Source organism: Bacteroides faecis, assembly GCF_020091505.1.
Lineage (GTDB): Bacteria > Bacteroidota > Bacteroidia > Bacteroidales > Bacteroidaceae > Bacteroides > Bacteroides faecis.
In genome coordinates, this window is record NZ_CP081916.1 from 6,058,936 (window position 1) to 6,075,285 (window position 16,350).

Here is a 16,350-nt window from a genome sequence, read left to right on the forward strand (position 1 = left end):
CATAAAAGACGTGAGTCTATATATACTACACTCATAACCACCGCCTTACTTAAGGAAGAGGTCGAATTATTTCAATCTGAGAAGAGACAAAAGCAGAAGCTTTTCCGAAAAATGAAACTTAAAAGTTATCCAAAACGGAAAACTTTCTGTATCAGCAAGAAAGAAAAGTTTCCCCAAAATTTAATGTTAAAAGCCATCCAAGCTATTGGATAATCTTCTATCTTTGTATCCGGTTTCGGAACTAAAAAGAGGTTTAGTCAATGAGGGAACGCTGTGCAAATCGGCGACAGTACCCGCTGCTGTAATTCTCGATGAATCCGCACACGATGCCACTGCATCAGCTAATGTGGGAAGGCGCTGCGAGGGAGAGATAAGTCAGAAGACCTGCCGGAATCAAATAAACATATTATTAATCACTTTCGGGAGTTAAAGTTATGAACTACGCGGAAATTTGTATCATCAAACGTGATGGTAAAAGAGAAGATTTCTCTATCAGTAAGATCAAGAATGCAATCAGCAAAGCATTCAGTGCAACAGGCATTCAGGACGAACAGCAATTGATTGCTGACGTCACGATGAGTGTGATCAGTCAGTTCAGCAACCCCACAATCACCGTGGAGGAAATACAGGACTTAGTAGAAAAGGCATTGATGAAGGTTCGCCCCGAAGTGGCGAAGAAATACATCATCTACCGCGAATGGAGAAACACGGAAAGAGACAAGAAAACCCAGATGAAGCATGTGATGGACGGCATCGTCGCTATCGACAAGAACGATGTGAACCTGAGCAACGCCAATATGAGCAGCCACACGCCCGCCGGACAAATGATGACATTCGCCTCGGAAGTTACCAAAGATTATACCTATAAGTATCTGTTGCCGAAGCGTTTTGCCGAAGCACACCAGTTAGGCGACATCCATATCCACGACCTTGATTATTATCCGACAAAGACGACGACCTGCATCCAGTACGACATGGACGACCTCTTTGAACGCGGCTTCCGCACCAAAAACGGCAGTATCCGCACACCGCAGAGCATCCAAAGCTACGCTACGCTTGCAACAATCATCTTCCAGACCAACCAGAACGAGCAGCACGGCGGACAGGCAATCCCCGCCTTCGACTTCTTCATGGCAAAAGGAGTAGCTAAATCATTCCGCAAACATCTGGCTTCGTTCATCAACTTCTATGTGGCAATGGAGAACGGAACTCAGGCGGACGAAAAAGCGATCCGTACCTTGATAAAAGAACATCTGTCGTCTATCAAGTCAACAGAAGCAGAACGCGAAGCACTGCGCATCGCCTTGATAGCCCTGCAAATCATTATAGATAAGGAACACCTGACACGCATCGCAGAAAAGGCTTATCAGCAAACAAGAAAAGATACGCATCAGGCCATGGAAGGCTTTATCCACAACCTGAACACCATGCACTCACGCGGCGGCAACCAGGTAGTGTTCAGCTCCATCAACTACGGAACGGATACTTCTGCCGAAGGACGCCTCGTGATCGAAGAGCTGCTGAAAGCTACCATCGAAGGACTCGGAACACGTGGCGAAGTGCCCGTATTCCCCATTCAGATATTCAAGGTGAAGGATGGAGTTTCCTACTCGGAAAAGGACTTCGAGAAAGCGATGAAAATGGAAAAGATCGAAGACGCCATGAAGTCCACTTACGAGGCTCCGAACTTCGACCTGCTGCTACAGGCCTGCCAGACAACGGCAAAAGCTCTTTTCCCGAATTTCATGTTCCTCGACACTCCTTTCAACAAAAACGAGAAATGGAAAGCCAATGACCCGAAACGTTACATCTACGAACTGGCAACCATGGGATGCCGTACCCGCGTATTTGAAAATGTGGCAGGAGAAAAGTCTTCTTTGGGCCGCGGAAACCTTTCATTCACTACGCTGAATATGCCGCGTCTTGCCATCGAAGCCCGCATCAAAGCGGAAAATCTGATAGAGGACGAACGCAACAAGGATGCTATCGAGCAGAAAGCGAAAGAGATCTTCATGGAATCTGTGCACAATATGGCCACTCTTGTAGCCGACCAGCTTTACGAACGGTATCAGTATCAGCGTACTGCTCTGGCCCGCCAGTTCCCGTTCATGATGGGCAATGACGTATGGAAAGGCGGAGCCGCACTGAATCCGAACGAACAGGTAGGCGACGTACTGCGCAGCGGTACGCTGGGAATCGGTTTTATCGGTGGACACAATGCGATGGTCGCCCTCTACGGCGAAGGTCACGGACACAGCCAGAAGGCTTGGGACACGCTGTACGAAGCTGTAACGGAAATGAACAAAGTAGTGGCCGAATATAAAGCGAAATACAACCTGAATTATTCTGTGCTAGCCACCCCTGCTGAAGGACTTTCCGGACGTTTCACCAAAATGGACCGCAGAAAATACGGTAAAATTCCGGGAGTTACGGACCGTGATTACTACGTTAACTCATTCCACGTTGACGTGAAGGAACCAATTAGCATCGTGGAGAAAATCAGACGTGAAGCCCCGTTCCACGCTATCACCGGCGGCGGCCACATCACTTATGTGGAACTGGACGGAGAAGCCCAGAAGAATGTACGCGCCATCGCCAAAATTGTAAAGGTGATGCACGATGAGAACATAGGCTACGGCTCCATCAACCACCCGGTAGATACCTGCCACAACTGCGGATACAAAGGGGTTATCTTCGACAAGTGTCCGGTATGCCAAAGCGAAAATATTTTGCGTATGCGCCGCATCACCGGTTATCTGACAGGAGACCTCAGCTCCTGGAACTCTGCCAAACGGGCGGAAGAGAAGGACCGCGTAAAACACGGAGGAAACTAATGAGGAGAATTAAATAAGGAACAAAAAAACGGAGAAATGAAGAATGAAGAATTACTTTGCAGGGTAATGGTATTAAACTGTTTATCAAGGGGTATTCTTCATTCTTAATTTCTTAATTAATTTGTTCTCTTCATTCTTCGTTCCTAATTCTTCATTTCTTTGTGCGCTTCATTCTTAATTTTTCATTTTTAATTCTTCATTTTTTGAGGCTATGAATTTATTAGGGACTTATCCCGAAACAATCGTTGACGGTGAAGGCATTCGGTATTCTATTTACCTTGCCGGATGTTCCCATCACTGTTCCGGCTGCCACAACCCGAAAAGTTGGAATCCGGAGGCCGGGAAACCGCTGACGGAGGAACGGATTCAATCGATCATCCGGGAAATCAAAGCTAACCCGCTGCTGGACGGGGTGACTTTCTCCGGGGGAGATCCTTTTTATCATCCGGAAGCGTTCCTGCTTTTCGTCAAACGGGTGAAGGAGGAAACGGGAATGAATATCTGGTGCTATACGGGATATACCTATGAAGAGATCCAAGCCAATCCACGTTTGAATGCCAGTCTGCCATATATAGATGTACTGGTGGACGGGCGTTTCGAACAGGCGCTCTTCTCCCCTTATCTGGAGTTTCGGGGAAGCAGCAATCAGCGGATACTGAAACTGAACAAAGCCAGATAATTGAACAGCTACAACCGGACCTTCCGCGCTAAAAAAACTTATATTTCAAAGAAACTTGAAACACGTAGTTCGTTGTTTTGTTTACATTTACAGACAAAATCAAGTTCTACAAGAATAAGTTTTTTATGATACAAACAAATAATACCACTCCTATAGATGAAACCGATGGACTGCCAATGCCGAGACGTATCTGGGCAGTGGTCTCCATCGGCTTCGCTCTTTGTATGTCGGTGCTCGATGTCAATATTATTAATATTGTACTCCCCACGCTTTCGCACGATTTCGGGACCTCACCTGCCGTAACTACTTGGATTATCAATGGTTATCAGTTGGCCATCGTTGTTTCTTTGCTGTCTTTTTCTTCTTTGGGAGAGATTATCGGTTATCGGAAAGTGTTTCTGTCAGGCATCGGTCTATTTTGTATCACTTCACTGATTTGTGCCTTGTCCGATTCATTCTGGACGCTGACAATCGCACGTATCTTCCAGGGATTCAGCGCATCGGCTATCACAAGTGTGAATACGGCGCAGCTACGTTACGTCTACCCCAAAAGCCAGATCGGACGGGGAATGGGAATCAATGCGATGGTAGTGGCGATCTCAGCGGCAGCAGGTCCGTCGGTGGCAAGCGGTATTCTTTCGATAGCCAGCTGGCACTGGCTGTTCGCCATTAACGTACCGCTGGGAATTACAGCATTACTGCTGGGCATCAAGCATTTGCCGAGACAGGAAGAGCGCACGAAGCGGAAGTTTGACTTCGTAAGTGCCATAGCCAATGCCATCACTTTCGGATTACTGATTTATACACTGGACGGATTCGCGCATCACGAAGAGATGGATTTCCTTGTCTTGCAGCTGATTATATTGGCCATCGTCGGAACGTTTTACGTACGGAGGCAGCTCACTCAAACCACTCCGTTACTGCCGCTGGACCTGTTGCGGATACCGATTTTCCGGTTGTCCATTCTGACATCCATCTGTTCGTTTATCGCTCAGATGGCAGCGATGGTGTCTCTTCCGTTCTTCCTTCAGAATACGCTGGGCCATAGCGAAGTCATGACGGGATTGCTGCTGACTCCGTGGCCGCTGGCAACTCTTGTGACGGCTCCGCTGGCAGGTTATCTGGTAGAGCGCATCCATCCGGGGATATTGGGAAGCATCGGCATGGTATTATTTGCCGTCGGACTCTTCTCGCTCTCGGGGCTTACCGCCGAGTCGTCCGATATCAGTATTATTCTTCGTCTGATGCTTTGCGGAGCGGGCTTCGGACTGTTTCAGACTCCCAATAACAGCACGATCATCTCTTCCGCTCCGACACAGCGCTCGGGCGGTGCCAGCGGAATGCTGGGGATGGCACGATTGCTGGGGCAAACGTTCGGTACTACATTGGTAGCATTGCTTTTCAGTTTTGTCGTGCACGACCGGAGTACGGCTGTCTGCCTGATGGTTGGAAGCGGGTTTGCCGCTGTGGCGGCTGTTGTCAGTAGCCTGCGGCTGTCGCAACCATCTACGCTGAAGAGGGAAACGAATCGGCCATGACAAAAAAGATGTCATCCGTAGCGCAGCAAAGAATCTCCTCTCCCATACACACAGAGAGCAGACTCTTCACTACGTACTGAATGACAACTAATCTCTTATCGGATACGGATTAATATTCCGTATCACGAATCACTTCTACCAAGCGGCGGAAATCCTCCGGATGTACGTCGCCGATATTACCGATACGGAACGTATCTGCCTTCGATATCTTTCCCGGATAGATGACAAAGCCCTTGCTCTTCAATGCCAGATAGAATGCCTTGAAGTCAAAACCGTCGTGCGGATAGAGGAAAGAGGTAATAATGGGCGATTGCAGGCTGTCGTCAAGCAGCGTGACAAAGCCGAGAGAGCGCATGCCTTCCACCAGAATACGGTGATTCTCGCAGTAACGCCGGTAACGGGCCTCTACCCCACCCTCTTCGATCAGCTCCGTCAGAGCCTGCTTGAAAGCACGAACGACGTGGGTCGGCGAGGTAAAGCGCCATTTGCCGTGTCCTTTCTCCATCGCCTCCCATTGGTCGTAGATATCCAGAGAAAGCGAGCGGGCAACACCTTTACAACGCATCAGTTCCGAACGACGGGCGATGATGAATCCGAAACCCGGCACACCCTGAATGCATTTATTGGAGCTGCTGATCAGAAAATCAATACCTAATTCGTTTACATCCAACGGGATACCGCCAAAGCTGCTCATACAGTCGACTATGAGTTTCTTGCCGTGCATCTTGACGATGTGTGACAGTTCTTTGATCGGATTCAGAATGCCGGTAGTCGTTTCACAATGTACGAAGGCAACGTGAGTCACATCTGAATTATTGCTCAGGTAATCGTCGACATACTCCACAGATACCTGCTCCGTCTCTTCAAAAGCCAACATGTCGTAGTCGAGATGATAGTACTCCGCAATGTTTCCCATGCGGTCGCCGTAAGCTCCATTGCTGCAAATCAGCAGTTTATCTTTGGGAGTGATGGTTGCGCCCAGCACAGCTTCCACGCAGTAGGTGCCGCTGCCTTGCAGAAGAACCGAGGTATAGTCTTCCGTCTTTTGAGTGGCGAGGGATACGAGTTCTTTGCGCAGTTCCTCCACAATGCCGAGATTGTAGTCTTCATCCCATGTACACCAGTCGGTCATCATAGCTTCTTTAACGGTGGTTGAGGTAGTAAGAGGTCCGGGGGTCAGTAATAAATATGGTTTCATAATGTGATGTTCTTTTTAAAATGAATAATGTTCTTTTCCTTATCTTCCGGCATTGATCTTGTCGATCAAAGCGGGCAGTTCCTCTATCGTGCGAATGACGTAAGAAGCACCTGCGGCCAGCATGCGCTCTTTCACTTCCGCTATGCGGGCCTCCAGTTCGCCGGCAGGCATCGACCGGGTTTCTTCTTCGGTAAGTGCCATCTCGTTACTGCCGAGAATCACGCCTACGCTCCACACTTTCGCGTTCACCCCTTCTTTGATATCGGCAATCGTATCTCCTACTTTCACTACGGCATCCAGACTGGGGACAGCCAGCTTCGTCAGATTCTCAAAAATCATGTAAGGAGCCGGACGACCGGAAGGAAGGAGGTTCGGAGTAGCGCAATAATCCACGCGATACCCTTTTGCCTGTGCAGCCGGAAGAACGACATCCATCATTTCACGGGTGTATCCGGTAGTGGAGCCGATTTTAAGACCTTCGGCACGCAGCTTTTCCAATGTCGGAATGACACCCGGGATAGGGTCGGTATAGTTTTCGAGCGAGGCAAACAGGTGCTTTTCGAAAAGACGGTTCAGTTCCACCACGTCTTCTTCGGTCCATGCACGCTGATAGCGGGCCACAAATTGTCCGTTCACTTCGGGCATTGAAAGCAGCTCGCGGATATGCTGAATTTTCGGCAATCCCATAGGCTTACGGGTCTGTACGACGTCAATCACCAGCCCTTTTTCCGCAAAGGCTTCCATAAAGGCGGCAACAGGAGCAAAACATCCGTAATCGACAGCCGTACCCGCCCAATCCATAATAATACATTCAATCTTTTTCATTCTTGCTTTATATAATTTATTGATTCAATTTTCTTTCTGTTCTACTTGTCTCCTTCTTCGGGCCGGTAAATGCAGGTCCGGCAAGAGACTTTTCACTGTGCCCTGAGCGGCTGTATGGCAGGTTCGGCAACGGGAATCAAGCCCGGAGCCAGTTCTTTATCCATCACCTCTCCACGTTTTTCTTTCCGATAGCGTTGTATCAGATACAGCAGAGAAAGCGTAAATGCCGTACAGCAGACAATGCCGACCGTGCCCGCCATCGTATTATAAAACTCCAGCCAGTTTAAATCCGGGTTAAAGCATTCTTTGAAAAGCAATACCAACACCGTGCCTGTATATCCGATAGAATCGATCATGGCTATAAAGAAGCCTACATTTCCCCTGATGCGGAAACAGGCAATAAACCGGTCGAAGAAGATCGTCTGAAAACTCAGATACGAGAAGTAAAGGCAGAGGCTCTGAATGAACAGCCACGCCAGCGGAGAAAGCTGCAATGCATCATAATTGAACGCGACGAAGCTAAGAGTAAACGCCCCGGCAATGACCAGCGCCAACAGGATGGACAACACTTTCACATGACTCTTTATCAGTGCCAGCGAAGCAAAGACCGCCAGAATAATCAGCGTGACCACTCCGTCCACCTTGGCAAATATCCATGAGGAGAAACCTGCGGCATTCACATCGACAATCTTCACCAGAAAATCTTCCTTTACATCCTGAAGCACTGTCAGGAAAAGATTGGCAAAGAAAAGCATCGTCAGCACGGGGGCAAAGCTGCGAAAGAGGTTCCAGCGCTGTTGTTTGTCGAGCGTCACACGTTCCACGCGCAAAGCCTTGTCTTCGGCTGTCGGTCGGGGGAGCCGGTCAAGGAAATAGCCCAACGCGGCCAGCAGGGGCAATGCGACCGCACCAATCAACGCAGGCATCCAGAACTCACTCACGTTCAGTGTATTTACTACAAAGAGTCCGATTGACTTCGCCGTTCCGCTGCTCACTGCAATGCTCAGTCCGAAAAGGGAGGCGAGCAAGTCGGTCACCCGTCTTCCTTCGAGGAAACTGAAGATGACTCCCCACATGCATCCCAAAGACAGACCGTTGAAGAACAATGCCAGTACATTGAACGGACGGGGCAGGCATCCGAAAAGAACCAAAGAGAGCTCGGCAACCAAAATGGAGACAAGAATGAATTTCAGGCGGCCTTCTCTCTTCAGTTCTGAAATAAGTTTGATCCCGATAAACTTGGACACCATATATCCGAATATCTGGATGATGCTGGTCGCTATCTTATAGTCCATACCAAACAGTTCCATGCCGTCGAATGTGGCGGCAGTGAACGGCTTGCGGAGTGCATAGACCAATGAATAAGACAGCAGTGCCGCTCCTCCCGCATAGAGAATGAAAAGTAGATCGGAAAGTTTCTTTTGAGTCGAAGGCGACAGTTTTTCTTTGAAATTCATGATTCGTTATTTTTTGTTTCCGGTGCAAAAGTAGGACGTCCCGACGAGTGAAAAAATGAATTTCAATGAATCATATCGTATATATTCGCTTTCCGGCAGGGTGTAATATTAATGTAATATTCATGCAACATATTCATAATACATTAGTCATTCCTTTGCAACGAAATCAATTTTACAGTCCACAAATCATGAACGAACTGACAGAAATATACAAGCGAATCGAATACTTGCGCAACAACGGAGTGAAGATGAAAGAAATAGCGGACCGGGTGGACATGGCGCCCAGCGTATTGTCTGCTTTGTACTCCAGCGTACTTCCCGCCTACATCGACCTGCTGAAAACCCGCACACCGGACGACGCACTGGACGAAGCGCTGGCACTGGTCAACAATGTCTCCAAAAAACGCTTATTAAATAATGTAGGCGCGATGAAACTGCTGCTGCTCGAAATGGAACCCGAACAGCAAAGCGAAGCGGAAAGCGGTAACCCGCTGGTAAAACTGCTGGGAAAGGAAATGAAGGACTCGGTACAGGATGTTTTCAACTACAGCGGACTGTATCTCAGTTACAGCCTCTCTTCTTCTACCGACAGCCTGAAAATAGAACCGTATCTGATCAACGCTTCCGAAAACAGCGAATATGTAAAGGTAGGAATGATAAATGCCTATAAATCGGTGCATTGGGGAGGCGGAATCATCAGCAACCATCAGAACTCTTATCTGATGTTCAACGAAAGGGATTTGCCGCAATTCGCCCTCGTCACCATTTACCTGCAACTTCCGCATTATGAATATCCCGCGATGCTGAAAGGGCTGTATCTCTGTCTGGATTACAATCACAACCCGATAGCCCGGCGAATTGTGCTGGTGAAGCAGTCGGACAGTACGGATGTCAATGAGTTCCTGACGATGGAAGGCAGGCTGGTGCCGAAAGCGGAGTTGACACCGGAACTGGAAGTGTACTACAACTACACCTGTCAGGAAGGAGATTATATTAAAACCTGCACAGTGCCCTCCCCAAAACTGGATGCTACGGACTTGGAACGGGAAAAGAAAATGTTAATGATTTAACCTTTCTCTCCGCGCATGCAGGATGTCAATTGGAGAAACGGCGCTTTCTCACCGGCAGACTAAGGCATTTATCGCATATAGAAACGGCGCTTTAACGTTGTGTTAAAGCGCCGTTTCTATATAGGATAAATAGCACACTCTATTTTACTGTTTTTCAATGACATACATCACTTCATCGTTACTACTTCCCTGCTATCGGCAAGCGGTCCGGTTCGGGTGGAGTTGCTGTTTCGGCAACTTCGAAAAGCCGGGGTTTCGGATTGATCCCTTCTAAAGCCCGCCGGCATCTCCGCCAACGTCGGCCTCATCCTGTCGGTTGTCCCGGACGACACAGATCTCCCCCGCTTGCCTTTCCGCTTTAGAAGAAGAACCTCAATATGTCATTGAAGTTTGCCCAGATCAGCAAGCCGAACAAAAGAACCATACCGGTCATTTGAGCGTACTCCATAAACTTGTCGCTCGGTTTACGACGGGCAATCATCTCATAGAAGAGGAAGAGCACGTGTCCGCCATCCAATGCAGGGATCGGAAGGATGTTCATGAAAGCAAGGATAATGGAGAGGAAGGCAGTCATGTACCAGAATTGATGCCAGTCCCACGTTGCGGGGAAGATGCTTCCGATGGTACCGAAGCCGCCCAACTGCTTCGCTCCTTCTTTCGAGAAGAGGTATTTCATGTTGCCGACGTATCCTTTCAATGTCTTCACACCCAGAGAAACACCTGCGGGGAAAGATTCAAAAAATGCGTACTCCTTCTTCACCATAGGCAGCAGGCGATCTGTTGTCACACAAGCAGTGACACCCATCAGGTAAGCAGAGTCCACACGCAGGGAAGTCGTATCCGTCACGCCGCCACGTACATACGTCAGGGTGATCAGACGGGGATCGATGCTGTCTTTCAGCAGGGTTTCTGCGTTTTTCTTGCGTTCCGCCATCGTCTGCTTGAAATCAGAGAAAGAAATGGAGGCTCCGTTCAATGCGATGATACTGTCGCCCGGCTGAATGCCTGCCTGTGCAGCAGGAGAATTAACCATCACGCTGTCAATCACATACGGGAAACGGAAAGAAGCAAAACGAACGCTGTCCGCCATCAGTCGCTGCATCATATCTTCGGGAATGTAGACAGAAGCCTTCTTACCCTCACGAAGCACACTGACTTCACGGGCATCGGCAATCTGGCTCAACATATCGCCGTCATAGCGCACGAAAGGCACATTATCGGCAGACAAAAGGATGTCGCCATCCTGAAAACCGACTGCTTTCGCCGTCTCATTGAAGTCCATACCGAGAGGAGCTTCCTGTACCTTTATATATTGGTCGCCCCAAGCAAAAAGAATCATTGAGTAGATGAAAAGCGCCAGCAGGAAGTTGAACAGCACACCGCCCACCATGATCAAAAGGCGCTGCCAAGCCGGTTTGGAACGAAACTCCCACGGCTGTTCGGGCTGTTTCATCTGTTCGGTATCCATCGACTCGTCTATCATGCCGGCAATCTTGACGTAACCGCCCAGCGGCAGCCATCCTACGGCATATTCCGTATCACTTCTCTTGGGTTTGAACTTGAACAATGTAAACCAGGGGTCAAAGAACAAGCAGAATTTTTCTACACGCACCTTGAACAACCGGGCAAAAAGGAAATGCCCGCCTTCATGAATGATGACAAGCAGCGAAAGGCTCATGATCAGTTGCAGGGCACGAATCAAAAATGTTTCCATACAGTTTATTTACAATTTAAAGCCTCATCCAAACCCTCTGCTCATCAGAGGAAACCGAGGCACTTTCTAATTTATATTACTTATTTATATTCATGAAATCAACTCCGCAGCTATTCTCCGCGCTTCGGCATCGGTAGCTACATAGTCATCGTAAGCAGGAGCCGCCACAAACGCGACACGTTCCATCGTCTTCTCAATCACATCGCTCATGCCGAGGAAGCTGATGCCGTCTTTGAGGAAAGAGGCTACCACCACTTCGTTGGCGGCATTGACGATGCAAGGCATATTTCCGCCCCGGTACATCGCTTCGTAAGCCAAGGCAAGGTTGCGGAAACGTTTCGTGTCGGGTTGCTCGAATGTCAGGTTCGTACATTTCGTGAAGTCGAGCCTGTCGAATGAAGAGCAGATGCGGTCGGGATACGAGAAAGCATACTGGATGGGCAGGCGCATATCCGGCATGCCTAGTTGTGCTTTGACGGCACCGTCCTCAAACTGCACCATCGAGTGAATGACCGACTGCGGATGTACCACCACCTCGATCTGGCTCGGCTGCACACCAAACAGCCATTTGGCTTCGATCACCTCGAAGCCTTTATTCATCATGGATGCGGAATCAATGGTTATCTTGGCTCCCATCTCCCAGTTGGGATGTTTCAAAGCCTGTGCCTTGGTCACAGTTTTCAGTTGCTCCAGCGTGCAGGTGCGAAACGGACCGCCCGAAGCTGTCAGTATCACCTTCTCTATCGGATTGCCAACTTCTCCCGCTAAACACTGGAAGACTGCCGAGTGTTCGGAATCCACCGGCAAAATAGGGGTGCGGTATTGCTGTGCCAGCTGGTTGATCAGTTCTCCCGCCACCACGAGCGTCTCCTTATTGGCAAGCGCAATGGCTTTCTTCGCACGGATGGCATTGATGGTCGGCTTCAGTCCGGCATAACCTACCATTGCCGTAAGAACCATGTCCACCGGTCCGGCTTCCACGATCTGACAGACCGCATCGATTCCGGCATATACTTTGATCGGAAGGTCGCTCAGTGCTTCTTTCAGTTCGGCATACTTTTCTTCATTGGCTATCACTACCACTTCCGGCTGGAACTTGCGTGCCTGTGCAATCAGCAGTTCGACCCGGTTGTTGGCTGTCAGGGCATAAGCCTCGTACAGGTCGGGATGTTCTTCGATGACCTGCAGCGCCTGCGTCCCGATAGAGCCCGTAGAGCCTAAAATAGCTATTTGTTTTTTCTTCTTATTTTCTGAATCCATTATTTATCTAATTCCTCTGTCACTTATAATCGTATATCCCACTTCACATGATTACTTTTTTAGAACACAATGTACTTCTCCGGATTGACTGGATGCCCTTTGTACCACAGTTCGAAGTGGAGGTGCGGTCCTGTACTGAGCGTTCCGCTGTTGCCAACCAAGGCGATGGCCTCGCCTCCCTTCACGCGGTCGCCTTCTTTCTTGAGCAGCGAGCCACAGTGCTTGTAGATCGAAACGAAATCCTGATTGTGCTGCACGCCTATCAAATAACCGGTTTCGGCTGTGTATGTGCTCAGAAAGACGGTGCCGTCCATCGTAGCCAGCACGCTTTCATTGGGATTGGCTGCAATATCTGTTCCAAAGTGTTTTTTATCGGCATTGAAATGGTCGGAGACCATTCCACGAGTCGGACGATACAAAATCAATCCGTTGACATCTGGCTGCGAGACAATCGTAGTCAGATTATATTTTTCATTTTCTTCGTATTGACGGCGAAACTCTTCTTCCCGTCTGGTACGCTCCATCAAGGTGTCTTCGCGAGCGACAGTCAGCGAGTCCAGTGTCTGCACGCTGTCTATCGGCACTTTTCCGCTGAAGATGTCCTGTATGTTCATGATGTAAAGGTTCTGCCGGTCGAGCAGTTCCTGCAGGGAATCCACACGGAGGGCGTTGTCCACAATCTGACTGCGGACTTCACTGTTCATATAGCCGGGAAGGTAGTTGCGCAAAGGGGTGAAGGCAATGATACAGGCAGCAATCAGAAAAAGCACCGCCAGCACGGACAACAGTACCGAAAGACCGTTCAGCTTGGATACACGAAGCCCTACGATTTCTTCAAGTGTATTCTCATTGATGATAGTGAGTTTATACTTGAACTTGAAATTGTTCCAGAAAGCTTTACTCCGTTTTCTTGCCATTATTCTGTTTATTAATTACTAAGTTACTATATCCAATTAAGTATCTTTTAGGCACGGATTACACGGTTTTCACGGTTTTAGCTGCGTAATTTCTTAAAACCGTGAAATCCGTGTAATCCGTGCTAAAAGTATATTTTATCAATAAATTGTGATCCCATAAACGCTTACCAATCTGTTCATTCTTCCTCCAAATCTTCCAAATTCAACAATCCTTCGGGAAGCTCGACTGTGATGAGCTTCTTTTCCTGATTTATTTCCACGATAAATTCTTCCTGTGCAGGGACGAGCAGTTCTTCTCCGTCCGCCTGTTCGACTACAAAAAGCGTATTCACCGTAGCAGTATCCACTTCCACGACTTCTCCCAGATCGCCGTGACGGATGTCCTTCATCCGGAAACCGACAAAGAAGTTCCACGACAACTCGCCGTCTTCCGCTTCCTCGGCATGTTTCACCGGAAAGTAGACTTCGACATTGGTGAACATACGTGCACGTTCCGCCGTATCAATTCCTTCGAGCTTCACCAAAGCGGTAGAGTCGGAACGGAAACGGTACTCTTCGATGAAAAACGGTACAAAAATGCCGTCGAGCAGGCATATCAGGTAATCGCAGTCCACACGGTCGAAAATATCGTCCGTAAAAGTAAACTGCAACTCGCCGTGAATGCCGTGCGGCTTATTGAATAGTCCGATCTTATATACTTCTTCTTTTTTTATCATATACGAGTAATTCTGGCGCCGATGGCGTTAAGTCGTCCTTCTATATTCTGGTAGCCACGATCTATCTGTTCGATGTTGCTGATGGTGCTGGTTCCTTCGGCGCTCATGGCAGCAATCAGAAGGGCGATACCGGCACGGATATCCGGCGAAGTCAGTCGGGCGCCGCGCAGCTTGAAGCCGTGATTGTGTCCGATTACTACGGCACGGTGAGGGTCGCAAAGGATGATCTGCGCACCCATGTCGATCAGTTTGTCCACAAAGAACAGGCGGCTCTCAAACATCTTCTGATGGATCAGTACGCTTCCTTTGGCTTGGGTGGCTACCACGAGCATCACACTCAGCAAGTCGGGTGTCAGTCCCGGCCAGGGAGCGTCGGCAATGGTCATGATGGAGCCGTCGATAAACGATTCTATTTCGTATGTTTCCTGTGCGGGAACGTAGATGTCGTCTCCCCTCTGTTCGAGTTTGATGCCCAGACGGCGGAAACTTTCGGGAATGATGCCGAGGTTCTCGTAAGAAACATTTTTGATGGTGATTTCGCTTTTGGTCATGGCAGCCATACCGATGAAGCTTCCGACTTCAATCATGTCGGGCAATACGGTGTGTTGCGTACCGTGCAGTTCCTCCACCCCTTCAATGGTGAGCAGGTTGGAAGCGATGCCGCTTATTTTTGCTCCCATCCGGTTGAGCATGCGGCAGAGTTGCTGCAAGTAGGGTTCGCAAGCGGCATTGTAGATAGTGGTGGTCCCCTTTGCCAGCACGGCAGCCATCAGAATATTGGCGGTTCCTGTCACGGACGCTTCATCGAGCAGCATATAGTTACCTTGAAGCCTGTCGGCAGTAATCTCATAAATTCCCCGCGCCTCGTCGTAGCGGAAATCGGCTCCCAGATTTTGAATCCCCACAAAGTGGGTATCAAGACGACGGCGACCGATTTTATCTCCACCCGGCTTCGAGATCAACGCTTTCCCGAAACGCGCCACCATCGGACCGATCAGCATCACCGACCCCCGAAGACTGGAACACTTTTTCAGGAACTCATCGCTCTCCAGATAGGCTAGATCGACATTCTCTGCCTTAAAACTATAAGTATCAATGCCTTCCTTTGCAACTGTTACCCCCATCTCCCGCATGAGCTGAATCAGGTTATTGACATCCAGAATGTCAGGTATATTGTTCACAGTCACTTCTTCAGCAGTCAGCAACGTGGCACAGATAATCTGCAAAACTTCGTTTTTGGCTCCCTGCGGATGAATGTCCCCGCCCAGCCGATGTCCTCCTTCAATTACAAATGAAGCCATTTTTTTTAAGTATTAAGTAATAGGTAATAGGTATTAGGTATTAAGTATTAGACCGCAAGTGCAAAACCTCATGCAGCGAACAACATCGCCGCGCTAATACTTAATACCTAATACTTCAATATCTTCTCCGCGGATTACTGTTCCGGTTATTGTTGTAGTTCACTTTCGGGCGATAATTCTGGTTCAGACGTTCTGCCATCAGGCGGATGATGTCGTCTGTCAGCTGGAGTTTGCCGTCGGAAAGTTCATAGAGGTCTTCCGCTATTTTACGGTCGTCTACCGTATCTTTGTTCCATGCCATGTAGTCCTTCTTCATGTGGTTGCAGATCATGGCTACCAGATTCCTCTTTTCGTTTCCTTCGGGAAATTCGCAGGCTTTTCTGATCAACACTTCCAGCGTGTGGCCGTAGTGGCGGTAGCGCATACGGGTAGTGGAATATGGGATCGGTTCCGGCTTGGTCACCAGGTTGTCTTCACGGATGATTTCGTAGGGGTAATCAATATCCAACTCAAAACCGGACATGATTGCCAGGTGGTCCCAGAGTTTATGCTTAAAATCAGGAACATCACGCAAATGGGGAAACATATTCCCCATGATGTTGATAATCGTGTTAGCACAACGCTGACGTTCGGCACGGTCCTGAATGGTCAACGCATAATCTACCATGTTCTGTATGCTGCGACCGTATTCGGGGAGCGGCATTCTTTTCTGTTGGGTATTGTATTGCATTTTTTAAATTAAAAGTTTTGAAATTAAAAATTAAAAGTCGGAGGACGACGGTCACTCATAAGTCACAGCTTCTTGCTAAAAAGGATCACTCACAAAAAAGGATCACTCACT

The 16,350-nt window shown here is 48.6% G+C and carries 13 protein-coding genes and 1 riboswitch; of the genes, 4 read left to right on the plus strand and 9 right to left on the minus strand.

Annotated elements, in window-relative coordinates:
* Positions 1-219: 219 nt before the first annotated feature.
* Positions 220-406: riboswitch (cobalamin riboswitch) on the plus strand.
* Positions 407-434: 28 nt separating this feature from the next.
* From K6V30_RS24205 to K6V30_RS24215, 3 genes are all read left to right on the plus strand, one after another.
* Positions 435-2,834, plus strand: a complete 2,400-nt coding sequence (locus K6V30_RS24205; RefSeq protein ID WP_010539178.1) for an anaerobic ribonucleoside triphosphate reductase — start codon at positions 435-437, stop codon at positions 2,832-2,834.
* A gap of 211 nt (positions 2,835-3,045) precedes the next feature.
* Positions 3,046-3,513: an anaerobic ribonucleoside-triphosphate reductase activating protein gene (gene nrdG, locus K6V30_RS24210; RefSeq protein WP_055269785.1), complete on the plus strand. Its 468-nt coding sequence runs from the start codon at positions 3,046-3,048 to the stop codon at positions 3,511-3,513.
* Positions 3,514-3,638: 125 nt separating this feature from the next.
* Positions 3,639-5,051 carry an MFS transporter gene (locus K6V30_RS24215; RefSeq protein WP_022301360.1) on the plus strand — a complete coding sequence of 471 codons (1,413 nt, stop codon included), beginning with the start codon at positions 3,639-3,641 and terminating at the stop codon, positions 5,049-5,051.
* A 109-nt stretch (positions 5,052-5,160) separates the two neighbouring features.
* Here K6V30_RS24215 and K6V30_RS24220 read toward each other — a convergent pair whose 3' ends face one another.
* The 3 genes from K6V30_RS24220 to K6V30_RS24230 all read right to left on the minus strand — a co-directional run bounded on the left by K6V30_RS24220 (position 5,161) and on the right by K6V30_RS24230 (position 8,531).
* Positions 5,161-6,249, minus strand: a complete 1,089-nt coding sequence (locus tag K6V30_RS24220; protein WP_055269783.1) for a 2-aminoethylphosphonate--pyruvate transaminase — start codon at positions 6,247-6,249, stop codon at positions 5,161-5,163.
* A 39-nt stretch (positions 6,250-6,288) separates the two neighbouring features.
* Positions 6,289-7,074, minus strand: coding sequence for a phosphonoacetaldehyde hydrolase (phnX, locus tag K6V30_RS24225; RefSeq protein WP_010539182.1), 786 nt, complete (start codon positions 7,072-7,074; stop codon positions 6,289-6,291).
* 92 nt (positions 7,075-7,166) lie between these two features.
* Positions 7,167-8,531: a DUF5690 family protein gene (locus K6V30_RS24230; RefSeq protein ID WP_055269781.1), complete on the minus strand. Its 1,365-nt coding sequence runs from the start codon at positions 8,529-8,531 to the stop codon at positions 7,167-7,169.
* A 188-nt stretch (positions 8,532-8,719) separates the two neighbouring features.
* Here K6V30_RS24230 and K6V30_RS24235 point away from each other — a divergent pair, with 188 nt between their 5' ends.
* Positions 8,720-9,601 (plus strand): hypothetical protein, encoded by an 882-nt coding sequence (locus K6V30_RS24235; protein WP_055269869.1) that lies wholly within the window; start codon positions 8,720-8,722, stop codon positions 9,599-9,601.
* 358 nt (positions 9,602-9,959) lie between these two features.
* Here the strand turns inward: K6V30_RS24235 and rseP are convergent, their stop codons facing one another.
* The 6 genes from rseP to K6V30_RS24265 form a co-directional block, all read right to left on the minus strand.
* The gene (rseP, locus tag K6V30_RS24240) at positions 9,960-11,315 is read right to left on the minus strand and encodes an RIP metalloprotease RseP (protein WP_055269779.1); all 1,356 of its coding nucleotides are present in this window, start codon (positions 11,313-11,315) and stop codon (positions 9,960-9,962) included.
* Positions 11,316-11,405: 90 nt separating this feature from the next.
* A complete protein-coding gene (locus tag K6V30_RS24245; RefSeq protein ID WP_010539186.1) occupies positions 11,406-12,575 on the minus strand; it encodes a 1-deoxy-D-xylulose-5-phosphate reductoisomerase in 1,170 nt (389 codons plus the stop codon).
* Positions 12,576-12,634: 59 nt separating this feature from the next.
* Complete coding sequence (locus K6V30_RS24250; RefSeq protein ID WP_162097096.1) at positions 12,635-13,495, minus strand: M23 family metallopeptidase; 861 nt, start codon at positions 13,493-13,495, stop codon at positions 12,635-12,637.
* A gap of 173 nt (positions 13,496-13,668) precedes the next feature.
* Positions 13,669-14,208 carry a ribosome maturation factor RimM gene (gene rimM / locus K6V30_RS24255; RefSeq protein ID WP_010539188.1) on the minus strand — a complete coding sequence of 180 codons (540 nt, stop codon included), beginning with the start codon at positions 14,206-14,208 and terminating at the stop codon, positions 13,669-13,671.
* Complete coding sequence (murA, locus tag K6V30_RS24260) at positions 14,205-15,509, minus strand: UDP-N-acetylglucosamine 1-carboxyvinyltransferase (RefSeq protein WP_055269777.1); 1,305 nt, start codon at positions 15,507-15,509, stop codon at positions 14,205-14,207. The genes rimM and murA overlap by 4 nt, the downstream gene beginning before the upstream one ends.
* A 115-nt stretch (positions 15,510-15,624) precedes the next feature.
* Positions 15,625-16,239, minus strand: coding sequence for a DUF4290 domain-containing protein (locus K6V30_RS24265; protein ID WP_029425690.1), 615 nt, complete (start codon positions 16,237-16,239; stop codon positions 15,625-15,627).
* Positions 16,240-16,350: the final 111 nt, after the last annotated feature.